The sequence below is a fragment of the Pseudomonas sp. 2957 genome, assembly GCF_031456345.1.
GTDB lineage: Bacteria > Pseudomonadota > Gammaproteobacteria > Pseudomonadales > Pseudomonadaceae > Aquipseudomonas > Aquipseudomonas siliginis.
The window spans coordinates 460,296-479,847 of sequence record NZ_JAVDUL010000003.1 but is presented as its reverse complement, the minus strand read 5'-3'; the positions used below and the strand labels follow the sequence as shown (position 1 = coordinate 479,847).

Annotated in this window: 16 protein-coding genes; 14 read left to right on the top strand and 2 right to left on the bottom strand. The window is 60.9% G+C overall.

Going from position 1 to position 19,552, the window contains the following annotated elements; genetic code table 11:
* Nucleotides 1-114: 114 nt before the first annotated feature.
* A complete protein-coding gene (gene gap / locus J2Y39_RS12665) occupies nt 115-1,116 on the bottom strand; it encodes a type I glyceraldehyde-3-phosphate dehydrogenase (protein WP_016773526.1) in 1,002 nt (333 codons plus the stop codon).
* Nucleotides 1,117-1,336: 220 nt separating this feature from the next.
* Here gap and edd point away from each other — a divergent pair, with 220 nt between their 5' ends.
* From edd to J2Y39_RS12610, 11 genes are all read left to right on the top strand, one after another.
* A complete protein-coding gene (edd, locus tag J2Y39_RS12660; RefSeq protein WP_016773527.1) occupies nt 1,337-3,163 on the top strand; it encodes a phosphogluconate dehydratase in 1,827 nt (608 codons plus the stop codon).
* Nucleotides 3,160-4,119, top strand: a complete 960-nt coding sequence (locus J2Y39_RS12655) for a glucokinase (RefSeq protein ID WP_310217952.1) — start codon at nt 3,160-3,162, stop codon at nt 4,117-4,119. Before edd ends, J2Y39_RS12655 begins: the two co-directional genes overlap by 4 nt.
* Nucleotides 4,120-4,298: 179 nt before the next feature.
* The gene (locus tag J2Y39_RS12650) at nt 4,299-5,030 is read left to right on the top strand and encodes a response regulator (protein WP_016773529.1); all 732 of its coding nucleotides are present in this window, start codon (nt 4,299-4,301) and stop codon (nt 5,028-5,030) included.
* Entirely contained in the window at nt 5,020-6,489 is a 1,470-nt protein-coding gene (locus tag J2Y39_RS12645) for an ATP-binding protein (RefSeq protein WP_056787959.1), read from the top strand. Before J2Y39_RS12650 ends, J2Y39_RS12645 begins: the two co-directional genes overlap by 11 nt.
* Before the next feature lie 306 nt (nt 6,490-6,795).
* On the top strand, nt 6,796-8,055 hold the full coding sequence (locus J2Y39_RS12640; RefSeq protein ID WP_310217950.1) for an AGE family epimerase/isomerase: 1,260 nt from the start codon (nt 6,796-6,798) through the stop codon (nt 8,053-8,055).
* A 118-nt stretch (nt 8,056-8,173) separates the two neighbouring features.
* Nucleotides 8,174-9,475: an ABC transporter substrate-binding protein gene (locus J2Y39_RS12635; protein WP_024014061.1), complete on the top strand. Its 1,302-nt coding sequence runs from the start codon at nt 8,174-8,176 to the stop codon at nt 9,473-9,475.
* Between the two features lie 214 nt (nt 9,476-9,689).
* A complete protein-coding gene (locus J2Y39_RS12630; RefSeq protein WP_016773533.1) occupies nt 9,690-10,598 on the top strand; it encodes a carbohydrate ABC transporter permease in 909 nt (302 codons plus the stop codon).
* A complete protein-coding gene (locus J2Y39_RS12625) occupies nt 10,591-11,436 on the top strand; it encodes a carbohydrate ABC transporter permease (protein WP_016773534.1) in 846 nt (281 codons plus the stop codon). The genes J2Y39_RS12630 and J2Y39_RS12625 overlap by 8 nt, the downstream gene beginning before the upstream one ends.
* Nucleotides 11,437-11,438: 2 nt before the next feature.
* The gene (locus tag J2Y39_RS12620; RefSeq protein ID WP_064364972.1) at nt 11,439-12,599 is read left to right on the top strand and encodes an ABC transporter ATP-binding protein; all 1,161 of its coding nucleotides are present in this window, start codon (nt 11,439-11,441) and stop codon (nt 12,597-12,599) included.
* A gap of 193 nt (nt 12,600-12,792) precedes the next feature.
* A complete protein-coding gene (locus J2Y39_RS12615; RefSeq protein ID WP_016773536.1) occupies nt 12,793-14,142 on the top strand; it encodes a carbohydrate porin in 1,350 nt (449 codons plus the stop codon).
* A gap of 323 nt (nt 14,143-14,465) precedes the next feature.
* The gene (locus tag J2Y39_RS12610) at nt 14,466-15,320 is read left to right on the top strand and encodes a D-hexose-6-phosphate mutarotase (RefSeq protein WP_310217944.1); all 855 of its coding nucleotides are present in this window, start codon (nt 14,466-14,468) and stop codon (nt 15,318-15,320) included.
* 207 nt (nt 15,321-15,527) lie between these two features.
* On the opposite strand, the gene J2Y39_RS12605 is transcribed toward J2Y39_RS12610, so the two are convergent.
* Nucleotides 15,528-16,388 (bottom strand): MurR/RpiR family transcriptional regulator, encoded by an 861-nt coding sequence (locus tag J2Y39_RS12605; RefSeq protein ID WP_169842436.1) that lies wholly within the window; start codon nt 16,386-16,388, stop codon nt 15,528-15,530.
* 226 nt (nt 16,389-16,614) lie between these two features.
* Between J2Y39_RS12605 and zwf the strand changes: the two genes are divergently transcribed.
* From zwf to J2Y39_RS12590, 3 genes are read left to right on the top strand one after another with little or no spacing between them, the layout of a single operon-like run.
* Nucleotides 16,615-18,081, top strand: a complete 1,467-nt coding sequence (gene zwf / locus J2Y39_RS12600) for a glucose-6-phosphate dehydrogenase (RefSeq protein WP_016773537.1) — start codon at nt 16,615-16,617, stop codon at nt 18,079-18,081.
* The gene (pgl, locus tag J2Y39_RS12595) at nt 18,068-18,781 is read left to right on the top strand and encodes a 6-phosphogluconolactonase (RefSeq protein WP_310217938.1); all 714 of its coding nucleotides are present in this window, start codon (nt 18,068-18,070) and stop codon (nt 18,779-18,781) included. Before zwf ends, pgl begins: the two co-directional genes overlap by 14 nt.
* Nucleotides 18,782-18,798: 17 nt before the next feature.
* Complete coding sequence (locus J2Y39_RS12590) at nt 18,799-19,464, top strand: bifunctional 4-hydroxy-2-oxoglutarate aldolase/2-dehydro-3-deoxy-phosphogluconate aldolase (protein ID WP_016773539.1); 666 nt, start codon at nt 18,799-18,801, stop codon at nt 19,462-19,464.
* Nucleotides 19,465-19,552: the final 88 nt, after the last annotated feature.

Sequence of the window (19,552 nt, the reverse complement as noted above, 5' to 3'; positions counted from 1 at the left end):
CTCCTGTGGGAGCGAGCCTGCTCGCGAAGGCGTTGTGTCAGTCAGCTCCATATTGACTGACATATAGCTTTCGCGAGCAGGCTCGCTCCCACAGGGATTGGGGACCGGCCGGGATTATTCGGCGTTACACAACGCCAGGCAGTTATCCAGCATGCGGTTGGAGAAGCCCCATTCGTTGTCGTACCAGGCCAGCACTTTCAGCAACTTGCCGCTGACCTTGGTGTGGTTGGCGTCGAAGATCGACGACAGCGGGTTGTGGTTGAAGTCGCTGGAAACCAGCGGCAAGGTGTTGTAACCGAGAATCTTCGAATGCTGGCTCGCCGCTTTCAGCAGGGCGTTGACTTCGTCGGCGCTGGCTTCTTTCTTCAGTTGCACGGTGAGGTCGACCAGCGACACGTTGATCACCGGTACGCGCACAGCCATGCCGGTCAATTTGCCCGCCAGTTCCGGCAGCACCAGGCCTACCGCTTCGGCTGCGCCGGTCTTGCTCGGGATCATGTTCTGCGTGGCGGAACGGGCGCGGTACGGGTCGCTGTGATAGACGTCGGTGAGGTTCTGGTCGTTGGTATAGGCGTGGATGGTGGTCATCAAACCGCTTTCGATGCCCAGCTCACGATGCAGCACCTGCGCCACTGGCGCGAGGCAGTTGGTGGTGCACGAAGCGTTGGAAATGATCTGGTGCGACTGACGCAGAATGTCGTGGTTGACGCCATAAACGACGGTGGCGTCCGCGCCTTTGGCCGGGGCAGAAATGATCACCTTGCGGGCGCCGGCGCTGATATGCGCGGCGGCTTTGGCACGGTCGGTGAACAGACCGGTGCATTCGAACACTACGTCGATTTTTTCTGCGGCCCAGGGCAGGTCGGCCGGGTTGCGAATGGCGCTGACCGCGATGCGGTCGCCATTGACCGTCAGGCTTTCGTTATCGTGCGCCACTTCGGCGTCGAAAGTGCCGTGGACGGTGTCGTATTTGAGCAGATGGGCATTGATCGAACTGTCACCCAGATCGTTGATCGCGACGATCTGCAGGTCTTGACGATAGCCTTGGGTATACAGTGCGCGCAGGACATTACGGCCGATGCGGCCAAAACCATTGATTGCGATTCGAAGAGTCATGGAACAGCGCCGCCGTCGTTTTGTTGTTGGAATTACAAGATTATTCGCATAAAAATAGAAAACAAGCCTTTTTAGTGGCAATATTTTGTTTTATCTACAACGAGTGACCTGAATCAACTGGTCCGAATGGTCAAAAAAGCCGTCTGTCATTCCAACAACAACGGCGTTTGATCAGCATAGACAATCAGGTCGCCACATCCGTTAGCCTGGAGTTCTACACATGCATCCCCGCGTTCTTGAGGTCACCGAACGGCTTATCGCCCGCAGCCGCGCCACGCGTCAGGCTTACCTTGCATTGATTCGCGGCGCCGCCACCGATGGCCCGATGCGCGGCAAGCTGCAATGCGCCAACTTCGCCCACGGCGTGGCCGGTTGCGGCACTGAAGACAAGCACAGCCTGCGGATGATGAACTCGGCGAACATCGCCATTGTGTCTTCGTATAACGACATGCTCTCGGCGCACCAGCCGTACGAAGTTTTCCCGCAACAGATCAAGAACGCCCTGCGCGAAATCGGCTCGGTCGGCCAGTTCGCCGGCGGCACTCCGGCCATGTGCGACGGTGTGACCCAAGGCGAGCCGGGCATGGAACTGAGCCTGCCGAGCCGCGAAGTGATCGCGATGTCCACCGCCGTGGCGCTGTCGCACAACATGTTTGACGGTGCGCTGATGCTCGGCATCTGCGACAAGATCGTTCCGGGCCTGATGATGGGTTCGCTGCGTTTCGGTCATCTGCCGACCATTTTCGTACCGGGCGGGCCAATGGTGTCGGGGATTTCCAACAAGGAAAAAGCCGACGTCCGCCAGAAGTACGCCGAAGGCAAGGCGACCCGCGAAGAGCTGCTGGAATCGGAGATGAAGTCCTACCACAGCCCGGGCACCTGCACCTTCTACGGCACCGCCAACACCAACCAGTTGCTGATGGAAGTCATGGGCCTGCATTTGCCGGGCGCGTCTTTCGTCAACCCGAACACGCCGCTGCGCGACGCGCTCACCCGCGAAGCCGCGCATCAGGTCACGCGCCTGACCAAGCAGAACGGCAACTTCATGCCGATCGGCGAAATCGTCGACGAAAAGGCGCTGGTCAACTCCATCGTTGCCCTGCACGCCACCGGCGGCTCGACCAACCACACCCTGCACATGCCGGCCATCGCCATGGCCGCTGGCATTCAACTGACCTGGCAGGACATGGCCGACCTTTCCGAAGTCGTCCCGACCCTGAGCCACGTCTACCCGAACGGCAAAGCCGACATCAACCACTTCCAGGCAGCGGGCGGCATGTCGTTCCTGATTCGCGAACTGCTCGGCGCCGGCCTGCTGCATGAAGACGTCAACACCGTGCTCGGCCATGGCCTGAGCCAGTACACCAAAGAGCCGTTCCTCGATAACGGTGAGCTGGTCTGGCGTGAAGGCCCGACCGACAGCCTCGACGAAAACATTCTGCGTCCGGTATCCCGTGCGTTCTCGCAAGAGGGCGGCTTGCGGGTGATGGAAGGCAATCTCGGTCGCGGCGTGATGAAGGTTTCCGCCGTTGCGCTGGAGAACCAGATCGTCGAAGCACCGGCGATGGTCTTCCAGGATCAACAGGATCTGGCGGACGCATTCAAGGCCGGTCTGCTGGAGAAGGATTTTGTCGCCGTGATGCGCTTCCAAGGGCCGCGCTCCAACGGCATGCCGGAGCTGCACAAGATGACGCCGTTCCTCGGCGTACTGCAGGATCGCGGCTTCAAAGTCGCGCTGGTGACTGACGGGCGCATGTCCGGCGCGTCGGGGAAAATCCCCGCAGCGATTCACGTCAGCCCGGAAGCTTATGTCGGTGGCGCTTTGGCGCGCGTGCAAGAGGGCGATATCATCCGCGTCGATGGCGTCAAAGGCACCTTGGAACTGAAGGTCGACGCCGCCGAATTTGCAGCGCGCGAACCTGCCAAGGGCCTGTTGGGCAACAACATTGGCAGCGGCCGCGAGCTGTTTGGCTTCATGCGCATGGCCTTCAGCTCGGCGGAGCAGGGCGCCAGCGCCTTCACTTCTGCCCTGGAGACGCTTAATTGAAACTGGCTTTGGTCGGCGACATCGGAGGCACCAACGCGCGGTTCGCGTTGTGGCAAAACCAGCAACTGCAATCGGTTCAGGTGCTGGCCACGGCCGACTTCGCCAGCCCGGAAGAGGCAATCGCTCTGTACCTGAGCGGGCTCGGCCTGGCGCCGGGTTCGATCGGTTCAGTGTGCCTGTCGGTGGCAGGTCCGGTGAGTGGCGATGAATTCAAGTTCACCAACAACCACTGGCGGCTCAGCCGCAGCGCGTTTTGCAAGACCTTGCAGGTCGAGCAGTTGTTGCTGACCAACGACTTCTCGGCGATGGCGCTGGGCATGACCCGCTTGCAGCCTGGCGAGTTCAGCGTGGTTTGCGAAGGCACGCCGGAGCCGTTGCGCCCGGCGGTGGTGATCGGCCCCGGCACTGGCCTGGGTGTCGGCACCTTGCTCGATCTCGGCGAAGGGCGCTTTGCCGCGTTGCCGGGCGAGGGCGGCCACGTCGACCTGCCGCTGAGCAGTCCACGCGAAACGCAACTGTGGCAACACATCTACAACGAAATCGGCCATGTCAGCGCGGAAACCGCGTTGAGCGGCGGCGGCCTGCCTCGACTGTACCGGGCGATCTGCGCGGTGGATGGTCATGAGCCTACGCTTGAAACGCCGGAAGCGATCACCGCCGCTGGCCTTGCCGGTGACCCGATCGCTTTGGAAGTGCTCGAGCAATTCTGCTGCTGGCTCGGCCGCGTTGCCGGCAACAACGTGCTCACCACCGGCGCGCGCGGCGGGGTGTTTATCGTTGGCGGGGTGATTCCACGCTTCGCCGATTTCTTCCTCGCCAGCGGCTTCGCCCGCTGCTTCGCCGACAAAGGCTGCATGAGCGATTACTTCAAAGGCATCCCGGTGTGGCTGGTGACCGCGCCGTATTCCGGCCTCGTTGGTGCCGGTGTGGCCCTGGACCAATCAATCCCGACCTGAAATGCAATCCAATTGTGGGAGCGAGCCTGCTCGCGAAAGCGGTGTGTCAGTCAACAGATCTGTTGAATGTTAAAACCGATTCGCGAGCAGGCTCGCTCCCACAAGGGTTTCTGTAGTGTTTGTTAGTTTGATGCTTAAGGCATAATCCGCCCAACTCCAACAACAAGGATGCCTTCGAAGTGAGCTCAGTCAACAAGTCGATATTGTTGGTCGATGACGACCAGGAAATACGCGAGTTGCTGGAAACCTACCTGACCCGCGCCGGGTTCCAGGTGCGGGCCACCGCCGATGGTGCCGGTTTTCGTCAGGCGCTCAACGAGGCGCCGAGCGATCTGGTGATCCTCGATGTCATGCTGCCCGACGAAGACGGCTTCAGCCTGTGCCGTTGGGTACGCCAGCACCCGCGTCAGGCACAGGTGCCAATCATCATGCTGACTGCCAGTTCCGACGAAGCCGACCGCGTGATCGGTCTGGAACTCGGCGCCGACGACTACCTTGGCAAACCGTTCAGCCCGCGCGAACTGCAAGCGCGGATCAAGGCCCTGCTGCGCCGCGCACAGTTCGCCCACGAACGCAGCGGCAGCGAAGTGCTGGTCTTCGACGACTGGCGCCTGGACACGGTCAGCCATCGGCTGTTCCACACTGACGGCGAGGAAGTGATCCTTTCCGGCGCCGATTTCGCTCTGCTGAAACTGTTCCTCGATCATCCGCAGCAAATCCTCGACCGCGACACCATCGGCAACGCCACCCGTGGCCGCGATCTGATGCCGCTCGATCGCATCGTCGACATGGCCGTCAGCCGTTTGCGTCAACGCTTGCGCGACACCGAAAAACCGCCACGGTTGATCCGCACCGTGCGCGGCAGCGGCTATCAGTTGGCAGCCAATGTGGTTGCCGGCAATGCTCACTGAGTCGCTGCGCAAATTCGCCAGTCGCATACCGGTGCCGCGCTCACTGCTCGGGCGGATGCTGCTGCTGACTCTGCTGGCGGTGCTGTTCGCGCAGACGCTGTCGAGCGTGATCTGGGTCTCGCAGTTGCGCGCTACCCAGCTCGAAGGCCTCGTCACCAGTGCCCGCAGCCTGGCGCATTCGATGACCGCCAGCGTCAGCTATTTCCGTTCCTTGCCAGTGGCCTATCGGCCGCTGGTGCTCGATCAATTGCGCAGCATGGGCGGCACCCGGTTTGTCGTGACGCTGAACGACAAGCCGCTGGGCATGGACGTGCTGCCGGTGACGCCGCGCAAGGCTGCGGTGATGCAAGCGGTGGACGAAGTGCTGCGCCAGTCTCTGGGCCATGACACGGATATTTCGGTGACCTTCGTCAGCCCCGAAGACCTGCGCATTTTCAACGCAGGGCTGAAACTTGATGAATTGCCGCGCTCCTGGGCGCACTACGCGTTGACGCTTGAACCGGTGAATCCGCCGGTGCTGGTCACGCAGATTCAAATGGCCCCGGGCGAGTGGCTGTACATCGCCTCGTTGCTGCCGGAGCCGTACACCAGTCTCGAAGAGCAAGGCCTGCCGGCGCAGCAGGTATGGTTTATCGTCCTCACCAGCGGCTTTCTGTTGTTGTTCATCGGCCTGCTGGTGCACTGGCAGAGCCGGCCGCTCAAGCGTCTGGCGCGGGCGGCGCGGGATCTGTCGCTGGGCGCCGACGTCGAGCCGGTGGCGGAGGGCGGTGGCAGTGAAGTGGTCGAAGTTGGCCGCGCGTTCAACACCATGCGCGAACGCATCAGCCGTTACCTGACCGAACGCAGCCAGTTGTTCAGCGCGATTTCCCACGACCTGCGCACGCCGATCACCCGCCTGCGTTTGCGCGTCGAGCTGCTCGAGGACGAACAGCTGCAAGCCAAGTTCGGCCGCGATCTGGATGAGCTGGAGCTGCTGGTCAAAGGCGCGTTGCAATGCGTGAAAGACACCGACATCCACGAGAACATCGAGCCGGTGGATCTCAATCATGTCCTCGATTGCCTGGTCGAGCCGTATCTGGCGCCGAACGGCAATGGCCGCGTCACTCAGCATGGCCGCGCGCTGTCGGCCTATCCGGGCAAACCGCTGGCGCTCAAGCGCTGCATCGGCAACCTGATCGACAACGCCTTGAAGTACGGGCAGAACGCGCACCTGCACATCGATGACGATGACAGCGCGTTCGTTTTGCACGTCGACGACGAAGGGCCGGGTGTGCCGCAGCAGCGGCTGGAGCAAGTGTTCGAACCGCACTTCCGTTTGGCGGGACAGCAGCAGGGCTACGGATTGGGACTGGGCATTGCGCGCAACATCGCCCATAGCCATGGCGGCGAGGTGACGTTGCAGAACCTGCGTGAGGGTGGGTTGCGGGTGACGTTGCAGTTGCCTCGGTCTGTGGATTAGCCCCGAAAAGCCCCTCACCCTAGCCCTCTCCCAGAGGGAGAGGGGACCGATTGGGGGATGCTGCTGAGGTGCGCTGACCTGTAAATGCGGTGGTGAATCCATAATCGCCAATATTTTTCAGGTCGACGGAGGACGCAAGACACCTCGGTCGGCCCCCTCTCCCTCCGGGAGAGGGTTGGGGTGAGGGTGCTTTTGCTCTTCTCTTTTGTCACAAGCCAGTGACAATCCCCGTCCCCTTCGTTACAAGCCCGCCCCGGCCCGTTGTTTAGACTGCCCGCAGTCCTAACAACAAAAAAGGGTCACTCCATGGACACCTTTCACCCAGACTTCAGCAGTTGGCTGAATGCCCCTGTCCACCAGCAATGGCTTGCCGCCGAAGGCCTGCGTCTGCTGGATTTCGCCAAGGCATCACGACTGTCCGAAGGCTTCGGCAACCTCGACGAACGCGGCCGTTTGCCTGCGCACGCACAAGCCGAGACCATGAACACCGCGCGCATGACCCACAGCTTCGCCATGGCGCACATTCAGGGCCTGCCGGGATTTGCCGAGCTGGTCGACCACGGTATCGCCGCGTTGCGCGGGCCGCTGCGTGACGCGCTGCACGGTGGCTGGTTTGCAGTTGCCGAACACCGCGACGACAACACCGGCAAGAACGCCTATCTGCACGCCTTTGTCGCACTCGCCGCCAGCTCCGCCGCGGTCGCGCAACGGCCCGGCGCCCAAGCCTTGCTCGATGACGCAATCGACATCATCGACACTTATTTCTGGAGCGAAGAAGAGGGCGCCATGCGCGAATTCTTCAACCGCGACTGGAGCGAAGAAGAAGCCTATCGCGGCGCCAACAGCAACATGCACGCGACCGAAGCATTCCTCGCGCTGGCCGATGTCACTGAAGATCCGCGCTGGCTGGTGCGCGCCCAGCGCATCGTCGAGCGGGTGATCCATGGCCACGCTGCGGCCAACGGTTACATGGTCATCGAACACTTCGATCGCGACTGGCAACCGCTGCGCGAATACAACCACGACAACCCCGCCGACGGTTTCCGTCCTTACGGCACCACGCCGGGCCACGGTTTCGAATGGGCGCGCTTGCTCCTGCATCTTGAAGCCGCGCGAGTGCAGGCCGGCATGCTCACGCCGGGCTGGCTGGCCCTCGATGCGCAAAAACTCTTCGAAAACAATTGCCGCCACGGCTGGAATGTCGATGGCGCGCCGGGCATCGTCTACACCCTCGACTGGGATAACCAGGCCGTGGTTCGCCATCGCCTGCACTGGACGCACGCCGAAGCCAGCGCCGCCGCCAGCGCCTTGCTCAAACGCACCGGCGATGCGCAATACGAAACCTGGTACCGACTGTTCTGGGAATTCTGTGAGACGAATTTCATCGATCGTTGCAACGGCAGTTGGCACCACGAACTCAATCCGCAGAATTTGCCGAGTGCCGATATCTGGCCGGGCAAGCCCGATCTGTATCACGCCTGGCAGGCTGTGCTGATTCCACGATTGCCGCTGGCGCCAAGCATGGCCACGGCTTTGGCGCAGTCGTCCCGGCCTGTTGCTGTGTAACCATGTCGTGACATTTACGCGTCCCTTCGTTACCTGCGAAGCGAAACGCTCTGTTTAAACTCCGTGCAGCGCAAGCACCAGACTTGCAATGCATAACAACAAGAAAGGTACATCTCGAATGAATGCGATTTCTCGCCTCGCTACTGTCATTTCTGTCGCCTCCCTGTTCCCGCTCGCAATCCTGCCGCTCAGTGTCTCCGCCGCCGATTCCAAAGGTTCGGTCGAAGTCGTGCACTGGTGGACTTCCGGTGGCGAGAAAGCCGCTGTCGATGTGCTCAAGGCCCAAGTCGAAAAAGACGGTTTCACCTGGAAGGACGGCGCTGTCGCCGGTGGTGGCGGTGCGACTGCCATGACCGTGCTGAAAAGCCGTGCCGTTGCCGGCAACCCGCCAGGCGTAGCGCAGATCAAAGGCCCGGACATCCAGGAATGGGCGTCGACCGGCCTGCTCGACACCGACGTTTTGAAAGACGTCGCCAAGTCGGAAAAGTGGGACAGCCTGCTCGACAAGAAAGTCTCCGATACCGTGAAGTACGACGGTGATTACGTGGCCGTGCCGGTGAACATTCACCGCGTGAACTGGCTGTGGATCAACCCGGAAGTCTTCAAGAAAGCCGGCATCACCAAGAATCCAACCACCCTCGAAGAGTTCTACGCGGCCGGCGACAAGCTGAAAGCGGCGGGCTTCATTCCGCTCGCTCACGGCGGTCAGCCTTGGCAGGACAGCACCGTGTTCGAAGCCGTGGTGCTCTCGGTCATGGGCGTGGATGGCTACAAGAAAGCCCTGGTCGATCTCGACAACAAAGCGCTGACCGGCCCGGAAATGGTCAAGGCGCTCACTGAGCTCAAGAAAGTCGCGACCTACATGGACGCGGACGGCAAAGGCCAGGACTGGAACCTCGAAGCGGCCAAGGTCATCAACGGCAAGGCCGGCATGCAGATCATGGGTGACTGGGCCAAGTCCGAATGGACCGCCGCCAAGAAAGTCGCCGGCAAGGACTACGAGTGCGTAGCGTTCCCGGGCACCGACAAGGCGTTCACCTACAACATCGACTCGCTGGCCGTGTTCAAGCAGAAGGACGCAGGCACTGCGGCCGGTCAGCAGGACATCGCCAAAGTCGTGCTGGGTGAGAACTTCCAGAAAGTCTTCAGCATCAACAAAGGCTCGATCCCGGTGCGCAACGACATGTTGAACAACATGGACAAGCTCGGCTTCGATTCCTGCGCGCAGACCGCTGCCAAGGACTTCCTCGCGGACGCCAAGTCCGGCGGCCTGCAACCAAGCATGGCGCACAACATGGCGACCACGCTGGCGGTGCAGGGCGCGTTCTTTGACGTAGTCACCAACTACATCAACGACCCGAAAGCCGACCCGGCCGATGCGGCGAAGAAACTCGGCGCGGCAGTTCAGTCGGCCAAGTAATGCTTGGCCCCTGTAGGAGTGAGCCTTTGTGGTGAGGGGATTCATCCCCGATGGGTTGCGAAGCGACCCCGGAAAGTTGCAGCGGTGCAGTGTCTGAAATACCGCATGTAATGATTTCGCGACTGCTGCGCAGTCGATCGGGGATAAATCCCCTCGCCACAGGGCTCACTCCTGCAAGGGAATGCTTTCGTAAACCCTTATTGTGGATTTCCCCATGAGTTCTGTTGCTGTGTTCAGCAAGGCCTCGCCGTTCGATGCATTGCAGCGCTGGCTACCGAAACTGGTGCTGGCGCCGAGCATGTTCATCGTGCTGGTGGGCTTCTATGGCTACATCCTGTGGACGTTCATTCTGTCGTTCACCACCTCGACCTTCCTGCCCAACTACAAGTGGGCCGGTCTGGCGCAATACGCGCGGTTGTTCGACAACGATCGCTGGTGGGTGGCGAGCAAGAACCTCGCCGTGTTCGGCGGCATGTTCATCGGCATTACCCTGGTGATCGGTGTGTTGCTGGCGGTGTTCCTCGATCAGCGCATCCGTCGCGAAGGCTTTATCCGCACCATTTACCTGTACCCGATGGCGCTCTCGATGATCGTCACCGGTACCGCATGGAAATGGCTGCTCAACCCGGGCATGGGCCTGGACAAATTGTTGCGTGACTGGGGCTGGGAAGGCTTCCGTCTGGACTGGCTGATCGACCCCGATCGCGTGGTCTACTGCCTGGTGATCGCCGCTGTGTGGCAAGCCTCGGGCTTCATCATGGCGATGTTCCTCGCCGGCCTGCGTGGCGTCGATCAATCGATCATCCGTGCGGCGCAGATCGACGGCGCGAGCATGCCGCGCATCTACTGGAAAGTCGTGCTGCCAAGCCTGCGTCCGGTGTTCTTCAGTGCGGTGATGATCCTCGCGCACATCGCGATCAAGAGCTTCGACCTGGTTGCGGCAATGACCGCCGGCGGTCCGGGTTATTCCTCCGACCTGCCAGCGATGTTCATGTATTCCTTCACCTTCAGTCGCGGCCAGATGGGCATGGGCTCGGCCAGTGCGATTCTGATGCTCGGTGCGATCCTCGCGATCATCGTGCCTTACCTGTATTCCGAGCTGAGGACCAAGCGTCATGACTAGTCTCGCTGCCAAACCTGCGATCAGCTTCAGTCGCATCGCGATCTATGCGGTGCTGATCCTCGCGGTGTTTCTGTATCTGGTGCCGCTGGTGGTGATGTTGCTGACCAGCTTCAAGACCCCGGAAGACATCAGCACCGGCAACCTGCTGAGCTGGCCGACCGTGGTCAGCGGCATTGGCTGGGTCAAGGCCTGGGCCACGGTTGACGGCTACTTCTGGAACTCGATCAAGATCACCGTACCGGCCGTCATCATCTCCACCGCGATCGGTGCGTTGAACGGTTACGTGCTGTCGATGTGGCGCTTCCGTGGTTCGCAGTTGTTCTTCGGTCTGCTGCTGTTCGGCTGCTTCCTGCCGTTCCAAACTGTGCTGCTGCCGGCCTCGTTCACCCTCGGCAAGATGGGCCTGGCGAGCACCACCACCGGCCTGGTGTTCGTGCACGTGGTTTACGGTCTGGCGTTCACCACACTGTTCTTCCGCAACTACTACGTGAGCATTCCCGATGCGCTGGTCAAGGCTGCGCGTCTGGATGGCGCGGGTTTCTTCACGATTTTCCGCCGCATCATTCTGCCGATGTCGACGCCGATCATCATGGTCTGCCTGATCTGGCAGTTCACCCAGATCTGGAACGACTTCCTGTTCGGTGTGGTGTTCTCCAGCGGTGATTCGCAACCGATCACCGTGGCGCTCAATAACCTGGTCAACACCAGCACCGGCGCCAAGGAATACAACGTGGATATGGCAGCGGCGATGATCGCCGGCCTGCCGACCCTGCTGGTCTATGTGGTCGCAGGCAAGTATTTCGTGCGCGGGCTGACGGCCGGCGCGGTCAAGGGGTAATCATGGCTACGCTTGAACTTCGCAACGTAAACAAGACCTACGGGGCCGGCCTGCCGGACACCCTGAAGAACATCGAACTGTCGATCAAGGACGGTGAATTCCTGATCCTCGTCGGCCCGTCGGGCTGCGGCAAATCGACCTTGATGAACTGCATCGCCGGTCTGGAAACCATCACCGGCGGCGCGATCATGATCGGTGATCAGGACGTCAGCGGCATGAGCCCCAAGGATCGCGACATCGCCATGGTGTTTCAGTCCTACGCGCTGTACCCGACCATGAGCGTGCGCGAGAACATCGAGTTCGGCCTGAAGATCCGCAAGATGCCGCAGGCGGCGATCGACGAAGAAGTCGCCCGCGTGGCCAAGCTGTTGCAGATCGAACACCTGCTCAATCGCAAACCGGGCCAGCTCTCCGGTGGTCAGCAACAGCGCGTGGCGATGGGCCGTGCACTGGCGCGGCGGCCGAAGATCTACCTGTTCGACGAACCGCTGTCGAACCTCGACGCCAAGCTGCGCGTCGAGATGCGTACCGAAATGAAACTGATGCACCAGCGTCTGAAAACCACCACGGTCTACGTGACCCACGACCAGATCGAAGCGATGACCCTGGGCGACAAGGTGGCGGTGATGAAGGACGGCATCATTCAGCAGTTCGGCACGCCGAAAGACATCTACAACGACCCGGCCAACCTGTTCGTCGCAAGCTTCATCGGTTCGCCGCCGATGAACTTCATCCCCCTGCGCTTGCAGCGCAAGGACGGTCGCCTGCTGGCGCTGCTCGACAGCGGTCAGGCGCGTTGCGAATTGCCGATGAGCATGCAGGACGCCGGCCTCGAAGATCGCGAAGTAATCCTCGGCCTGCGCCCGGAGCAGATCGTACTGGCGAATGGCGAGGGCAATGGTCTGCCGAGCATCCGTGCCGAAGTGCAGGTCACTGAACCGACCGGTCCGGACACGCTGGTGTTCGTCAATCTGAATGACACCAAGGTCTGCTGCCGACTGGCGCCGGACGTGGCACCGCAGGTGGGCGAAAGCCTGACGCTGCAGTTCGATCCATCGAAAGTGTTGTTGTTCGACGCCAATACCGGCGAGCGCCTCGGCACTGCCGGCCAACCGCAGACCGATGCGCGGTCTGCGAACGTCGCCCAGTTCAAGGGGCGCTGAGGAACAAATGTGGGAGCGAGCCTGCTCGCGAAAGCGGTCTGACATCCAGCATTGATGTCGCCTGTTCCACCGCATTCGCGAGCAGGCTCGCTCCCACAAAGGAGCACGCGGTGTCCGGCCTGTCGAGCACCGCACTTTATGTAAACCGCGTTAGATAAAAACAGTTAATAACAATAAAGACGAGGAAGTAGGGATGAAAAAGAAACACGTCAATGCCCGGTTGATCTGCCAGGTTTCAGCGGCAGCTGCACTGGTGCTGGCCGGTAATGCGATGGCGGCGGATGCGTTCAGCTCCGACTCCAAGTGGATGACCGGCGACTGGGGCGGTGAGCGCACCAAGCTGATCGAGCAGGGTATCGACATCAAGGCCGACTACGTTGGCGAGATGGGCGCCAACCTGAACGGCGGCTACAACGACGACAAGACCGCGCGTTACGCCGACCAGTTCGGTCTGGGCGTGGCCCTCGACCTGCAGAAACTGTGGGGCTGGGACAACACCCAAGCGAAGATCCAGCTGACCAACCGTAACGGCTACAACATCTCCAACGACCGCGTTGGCGATCCGCGTGCCGGCACCCTCAGCTCCTCGCAGGAAGTCTACGGCCGTGGCCACATGGTGCGTCTGACCCAACTGTGGATTCAGCACCAGTTCTTCGACAACAAGCTCGACGTCAAGGCCGGTTACTTCGGCGAAGGCGAAGACTTCAACACCTTCCCGTGCGACTTCCAGAACCTGGCGTTCTGCGGTTCGCAAGTGGGTAACTGGGCGACCAACATCTGGTACAACTGGCCCGTCAGCCAGGCCGCGATCCGTGTGAAGTACAACATCAACGACGAGCTCTACGCGCAAATCGGTGCGTACAACCAGAACCCGTCGCAACTGGAACACGGCAACGGCTTCAAGCTCAGCGGCAGCGGCACCAAAGGTACCGTGCTGCCGGTTGAATTGGTCTGGTCGCCGAAGGTCAACAGCCTGCCGGGCGAATACCGCGTCGGTTACTACAAGAGCACGGCCGATGCCGACGACGTTCGCGAAGACGTCAACGGTCTCGATGCGGCAACCACCGGTGATGACTACAAGTCGCACAACAGCAAAAGCGGTTACTGGTTCGTTGCGCAACAGCAACTCACCAGCCACAACGGTGATGCGACTCGCGGTCTGAACATCGCCGCCAACGCGACCTTCCACGACAAGGACACCAACTTCATCGACAACTACCAGTCGGTGATGTTTGTCTACAAAGGCCCGTTCGACGCGCGTCCGAAGGATGACATCGGTATCGGCGCGGCGCGTATCCACGTCAACAAGGACGTCAAGCGCAACGCTGAACTGCTGAACGCTGCCAACGGTGTGTCCGACTACGACAACGCCGCGTTCTCGCCGATTCGTGAGACCGAGTACAACTACGAGCTCAACTACGGCATCCACGTCACTAACTGGCTGACCGTGCGTCCCAACCTGCAATACATCACCCATCCGGGCGGTGTGGATGAAGTCGATAACGCTTTGGTCGCTGGCCTGAAAATTCAGTCAACGTTCTAACGCGTCTGCGATAAGCTCCTCTCTATGTGCGCATTTTGCGGACAGCCCAGGCTGTCCGCTTTTTTTTGTGACACAGGTCAGATGTGTTGCTTGATGATTTTTTGTGGCTGGAGAGCTTTTTGTGGCGAGGGGATTTAGCGAAACGTCGCACCGCCCCGCTGGGCTGCGAAGCGGCTCCAAAACCATCCACTGAGGTGTATCAGCGAGAGGCCGTTTTCCAGGTTTGCGACTGCTTCGCAGTCGAACGGGGATAAATCCCCTCGCCACAGTATTCAAGGGTCACAAAGGTAATTGTACCCCCATGATTTTCAGGACCGTAGCCAATGCATGAGCATCCGCTGCAACGCTTCTTCAAATCCCTGCGTGAACGACCGGTGTTCGCCTGGGAGCGCTATCAGATGCGCGATGTGCTGGTGATCGATCATCCGTTGTGTCAGGCGGTGTTCAGTCGGCAGGGTGCGCAGTTGCTGCACTTTCAGCCGCGTGGGCAGAAGCCGTGGTTGTGGTGCGCGGCGAAGTGGCCGCATGTCGGCGCGATTCGCGGTGGCGTGCCGGTGTGCTGGCCGTGGTATGGCCGTCATCCGAGCGAAAACGCCTGGCCGTCCCATGGTTGGGCGCGACTGCTCGACTGGAAACTGCTCAACAGCAGCAGCGCCGAAGACGGCGTGCGCCTGCACTGGCAACTGCAGCTGTGCGATTGGCAGGTCGACCTGCACGCGCACCTGGGCGAACGCATGGAATTACGCCTGAGCACCGAGCATCAGGACGACATGCCGTGCCAGTTGAGCCAGGCTTTGCACGCTTACTGGCGTATTGGTGATGTCGGTGAGATAGCGCTGTCTGGGCTCGAAGGCGCGCAGGGTTATGACCAGTTGAATCGCCAGGTTTGCCAGCAGGAAGGCGAGTTGCGGGTCGATGGCGGCTGTCAGCGGGTGTTCCAGCATGACGGCGAATTGCAGCTCAAGGATCACGCCTGGCAGCGCGAGTTGTGCATCGATACCGGTGACAGCGGCGACACCGTCGTCTGGCATCCCGGCGCGCGGCCGTTGCTGGGGGTAAGTTGGGACGAGATTTCCGAATTCGTCTGCGTGGAAGCAGCGGCGGGCGGCACGGACAGCCTGCACTTGGCGCCGGGGGAGAAGGCGCATTTGAGTTTGCAGGCGTGGGCGACGGCTTAGTGCGTCAAGTACACCGATACCCTCACCCTAGCCCTCTCCCAGAGGGAGAGGGGACCGAATGGGGGATGCTCGAGAATTACGCCGACGTGAAAGTGCAGTTCTGAATCCATAATCGACTGGATATTTCAGGTCGATGTACCGCGCAAGACACCTCGGTCGGCTCCCTCTCCCTCCGGGAGAGGGCTGGGGTGAGGGGGCTTTTGATCTTTAGTTGAATTCATCCCCAACCGGATACCGGCTGGCATTCAAGCTCTCTTTGATCTTGCGCAGATGCGGCTGGAAATCCACGCCACGGCGCAAGGTCATTCCCGTTGCCAGCACATCCAGCACGGTCAACTGAATGATCCGCGAGGTCATCGGCATATAAATGTCGGTGTCTTCCGGCAGCGGAATGTTCAGGCTCAAAGTACTGGCCTTGGCCAGCGGTGAATTCTCCGCTGTCAGGCCCAAAACCGAAGCGCCGTTCTCCCGGGCGATTCGCGCCACTTCCACCAGTTCGCGGGTACGCCCGGTGTAGGAAATGATCACGAACAGCTCGCCGGTGTGCGCCACCGAGGCAATCATCCGCTGCATCAGCACATCGGCGTGAGCAGTGACAGCGAGGTTGAAGCGGAAGAACTTGTGCTGCGCATCCAGCGCCACCGGGGCCGAAGCGCCGAGGCCGAAGAAGTGGATCTGCCGGGCCTGGATCAACAGGTCGACGGCGCGGCTGATCAGGTTCGGGTCGAGCGCCTGGCAAGCACTGTCCAGGGAAGCGATGGCGCTGCCGAAGATCTTCTGGGTGTACGCCTCGGGATTGTCGTCGGCCTCGACCGCGCGGCTGACATACGCCGCACCACTGGCCAGGCTCTGCGCCAATTGCAGCTTGAGTTCGGGGTAGCCGCTGACACCGAACGAGCGGCAGAAACGGTTGACCGTCGGTTCGCTCACCGAGGCGGCCTGGGCGAGGGCGGCGATGCTGAAGCGGGTGGCCTGCTGCGGATTGAGCAGGATCACCTCGGCGACCTTACGTTCGGCCTTGTTCAGCTCTTCAAGGCGACTCTGGATCTGTTCCAGTAAATTTCGCACGCGGTCCATATGGAATTCCTGATTCACCGACGCAGAGTTGCGTCGGGCTATGCAAATTGGGCCTTTGATATGGCCCGTGACGGTGGCCTATCCTACTGATGCGTCCGGGCGACCACCACTCGGATTGAGTATTCTGCGAAAATGTTGTGGTTATTACTACATTTTCCCTTGAGTGATGCCTTGAAAAAAGGTATTTGTAGCTTAACTTGATAAAAGAACAAACATCATGCCTTCCATTACGGTTGAACCGTGCACCTTTGCCTTGTTCGGCGCGCTTGGCGATCTGGCCCTGCGCAAGCTGTTTCCTGCCCTGTATCACCTTGACGGTGCCGACCTGCTGCACGAGGACACGCGCATCATTGCGCTGGCCCGTGAGCCCGGCAGCGAGCAGCAGCACATGGCGTTCATCGCCGCCGAATTGCGCCGTTATGTCGGCAAAGAGCTGAACGAAACCGTGGCCGAGCGCTTCCTCGCGCGCCTGACCTATCTGCACGTCGACTTCCTCAAGGCTGAGGATTACGTGGCGCTGGCGGAACTGGCCGGCAGCAGCCAGCGCATGATTGCCTACTTCGCCACCCCGGCGGCGGTGTACGGCGCTATCTGCGAGAACCTCGAGAAAGTCGGTCTGGCCGAAAACACCCGAGTGGTGCTGGAAAAACCGATCGGCTCTGACCTGGAGTCCTCGCGCAAGGTCAACGACGCCGTCGCGCAGTTCTTCCCGGAAGACCGCACCTACCGCATCGACCACTATCTGGGCAAAGAGACCGTTCAGAACCTGATCGCCCTGCGTTTCGCCAACAGCCTGTTCGAAACCCAGTGGAACCAGAATTACATCTCCCACGTGGAAATCACCGTGGCCGAGAAGGTCGGCATCGAAGGCCGCTGGGGCTATTTCGACAAGGCCGGCCAGCTGCGCGACATGATCCAGAATCACCTGTTGCAGCTGCTCTGCCTGATTGCCATGGACCCACCGGCCGACCTGTCCGCCGACAGCATCCGTGACGAAAAGGTAAAAGTGCTCAAGGCGCTGGCGCCGATCAGTCCGGAAGGCCTGACCACACAAGTGGTGCGCGGCCAGTACATCGCCGGCCACAGCGAAGGCAAATCCGTACCGGGTTACCTCGAAGAACCGAATTCCAATACCCAGAGTGACACCGAAACCTTCGTCGCCCTGCGTGCCGACATCCGCAACTGGCGCTGGGCCGGCGTGCCGTTCTACCTGCGTACCGGCAAGCGCATGCCGCAAAAGCTGTCGCAGATCGTCATCCACTTCAAGGAACCCTCGCACTACATCTTCGCCCCGGAGCAGCGCCTGCAGATCAGCAACAAACTGATCATCCGCCTGCAACCGGACGAAGGCATTTCCTTGCGCGTGATGACCAAAGAGCAGGGCCTGGACAAGGGCATGCAACTGCGCAGCGGCCCGCTGCAACTGAATTTCTCCGACACCTGGCGTAGCGCGCGGATCCCCGATGCCTACGAGCGGTTGTTGCTGGAAGTGATGAACGGCAATCAGAACCTGTTTGTCCGTAAAGATGAAATCGAAGCCGCGTGGAAGTGGTGTGACCAGCTGATCGCCGGGTGGAAGAAATCCGGCGACGCGCCCAAGCCTTATGCGGCCGGGTCGTGGGGGCCGATGAGCTCCATTGCTTTGATCACGCGGGACGGGAGGTCGTGGTATGGCGATATCTGATGTGCAACTGCCGACGGGTGTGACTGCCCGCGAATTCAACAGCCCGGTGCTGCTGGCTGAAGGCCTGGCGCTGAACGTTGCCAGTCAACTGAGCGAGGCCATTGCCGCGCGCGGCAACGCGGTGCTGGTGGTGTCCGGCGGGCGCAGCCCGGTAGCGTTTTTCCAGCACCTGGCCAAGCAGGAGCTGGACTGGTCGAAGGTCGTTGTGACCCTGGCCGACGAACGCTGGGTACCGGTCGAACATGCCGACAGCAATGCCGGCCTGCTCAAGCAGTATCTGCTTAAAGGCCCGGCAGCCAAGGCGCAGTTCCTCAGCCTCTACAGCGCGGCGGCCAACGTCGAGCAGGCTGCTGAACAGGCCGATCGTCTGCTCGGCGAACTGCCGCCGATCGACGTGCTGGTGCTGGGCATGGGCGATGACGGCCACACCGCATCGCTGTTCCCCGACAGCCCGCACCTCGCCGAAGCCCTGCAAGCCGATGGCACACGCCGTTGCTGGCCGATGCTGGCGCCCAGCGTGCCGCGTCAGCGCCTGACCATGAGCCGCGCGCTGCTGGCCTCGGCCCGGCACAAGATTCTGTCGATTTCCGGTCAATCGAAACTGACCACCCTGAATGCCGCGCTGGCATCCGATGACGTCGCGGCCATGCCGGTGCGCGCGTTTCTGCAACCTACGTTAGAGATTTACTGGTGCCCATGAGCCAAGGAACAGCCGCTATGACAACCCCATCCCCGACCGTTTCCATGGCGGACAAAGTTGCCCTGATCGACAGTCTCTGCGCCAAGGCGCGGATCCTGCCAGTGATCACCATCGCCCGCGAACAGGACGTGCTGCCGCTGGCCGACGCCCTCGCCGCCGGTGGCCTGACTGCGCTGGAAGTGACCCTGCGCTCGCAGTTCGGCCTCAAGGCCATTCAGATCCTGCGCGAACAGCGCCCCGAGCTGATGACCGGTGCCGGCACCGTGCTTGACCGCAACATGCTAGCGGCGGCTGAAGCGGCAGGCTCGCAGTTCATTGTTACCCCGGGCATCACCCGCGACCTGCTCGAAGCCAGCGTCGACAGCCCGATTCCGCTGTTGCCGGGCATCAGCAACGCCTCGGGGATCATGGAAGGCTACGGTCTGGGCTATCGCCGCTTCAAGCTGTTCCCGGCGGAAGTCAGCGGTGGCGTGGCGGCAATCAAGGCCCTCGGCGGCCCGTTCGGCGAGGTGAAATTCTGCCCGACTGGCGGCGTCGGCCCGGCCAATATCAAGAGCTACATGGCGCTGAAAAACGTCATGTGCGTGGGCGGTAGCTGGATGCTTGATCCGGAGTGGATCAAGAACGGCGACTGGGCCCGCATTCAGGAATGCACCGCCGAGGCCCTGGCGCTGCTGGACTGATTGTTACCCGACACTTCGTTGTGTGCTTTACGGCTTTATGGTGCGCTTGGTCGGCGCACCTTTTTTTTGCGCTGAAAAAACTGCCGAT

What these genes read in the sequence shown, in the direction of transcription:
- pgl (WP_310217938.1), top strand. Translation starts at nt 18,068, where the DNA reads ATGGCGATATCTGATGTGCAACTGCCGACGGGTGTGACTGCCCGCGAA.
- J2Y39_RS12625 (WP_016773534.1), top strand. Translation starts at nt 10,591, where the DNA reads ATGACTAGTCTCGCTGCCAAACCTGCGATCAGCTTCAGTCGCATCGCG.
- J2Y39_RS12590 (WP_016773539.1), top strand. Translation starts at nt 18,799, where the DNA reads ATGACAACCCCATCCCCGACCGTTTCCATGGCGGACAAAGTTGCCCTG.
- gap (WP_016773526.1), bottom strand. Translation starts at nt 1,116, where the DNA reads ATGACTCTTCGAATCGCAATCAATGGTTTTGGCCGCATCGGCCGTAAT.
- J2Y39_RS12630 (WP_016773533.1), top strand. Translation starts at nt 9,690, where the DNA reads ATGAGTTCTGTTGCTGTGTTCAGCAAGGCCTCGCCGTTCGATGCATTG.
- J2Y39_RS12620 (WP_064364972.1), top strand. Translation starts at nt 11,439, where the DNA reads ATGGCTACGCTTGAACTTCGCAACGTAAACAAGACCTACGGGGCCGGC.
- J2Y39_RS12640 (WP_310217950.1), top strand. Translation starts at nt 6,796, where the DNA reads ATGGACACCTTTCACCCAGACTTCAGCAGTTGGCTGAATGCCCCTGTC.
- edd (WP_016773527.1), top strand. Translation starts at nt 1,337, where the DNA reads ATGCATCCCCGCGTTCTTGAGGTCACCGAACGGCTTATCGCCCGCAGC.
- J2Y39_RS12645 (WP_056787959.1), top strand. Translation starts at nt 5,020, where the DNA reads ATGCTCACTGAGTCGCTGCGCAAATTCGCCAGTCGCATACCGGTGCCG.
- J2Y39_RS12610 (WP_310217944.1), top strand. Translation starts at nt 14,466, where the DNA reads ATGCATGAGCATCCGCTGCAACGCTTCTTCAAATCCCTGCGTGAACGA.
- J2Y39_RS12635 (WP_024014061.1), top strand. Translation starts at nt 8,174, where the DNA reads ATGAATGCGATTTCTCGCCTCGCTACTGTCATTTCTGTCGCCTCCCTG.
- J2Y39_RS12615 (WP_016773536.1), top strand. Translation starts at nt 12,793, where the DNA reads ATGAAAAAGAAACACGTCAATGCCCGGTTGATCTGCCAGGTTTCAGCG.
- zwf (WP_016773537.1), top strand. Translation starts at nt 16,615, where the DNA reads ATGCCTTCCATTACGGTTGAACCGTGCACCTTTGCCTTGTTCGGCGCG.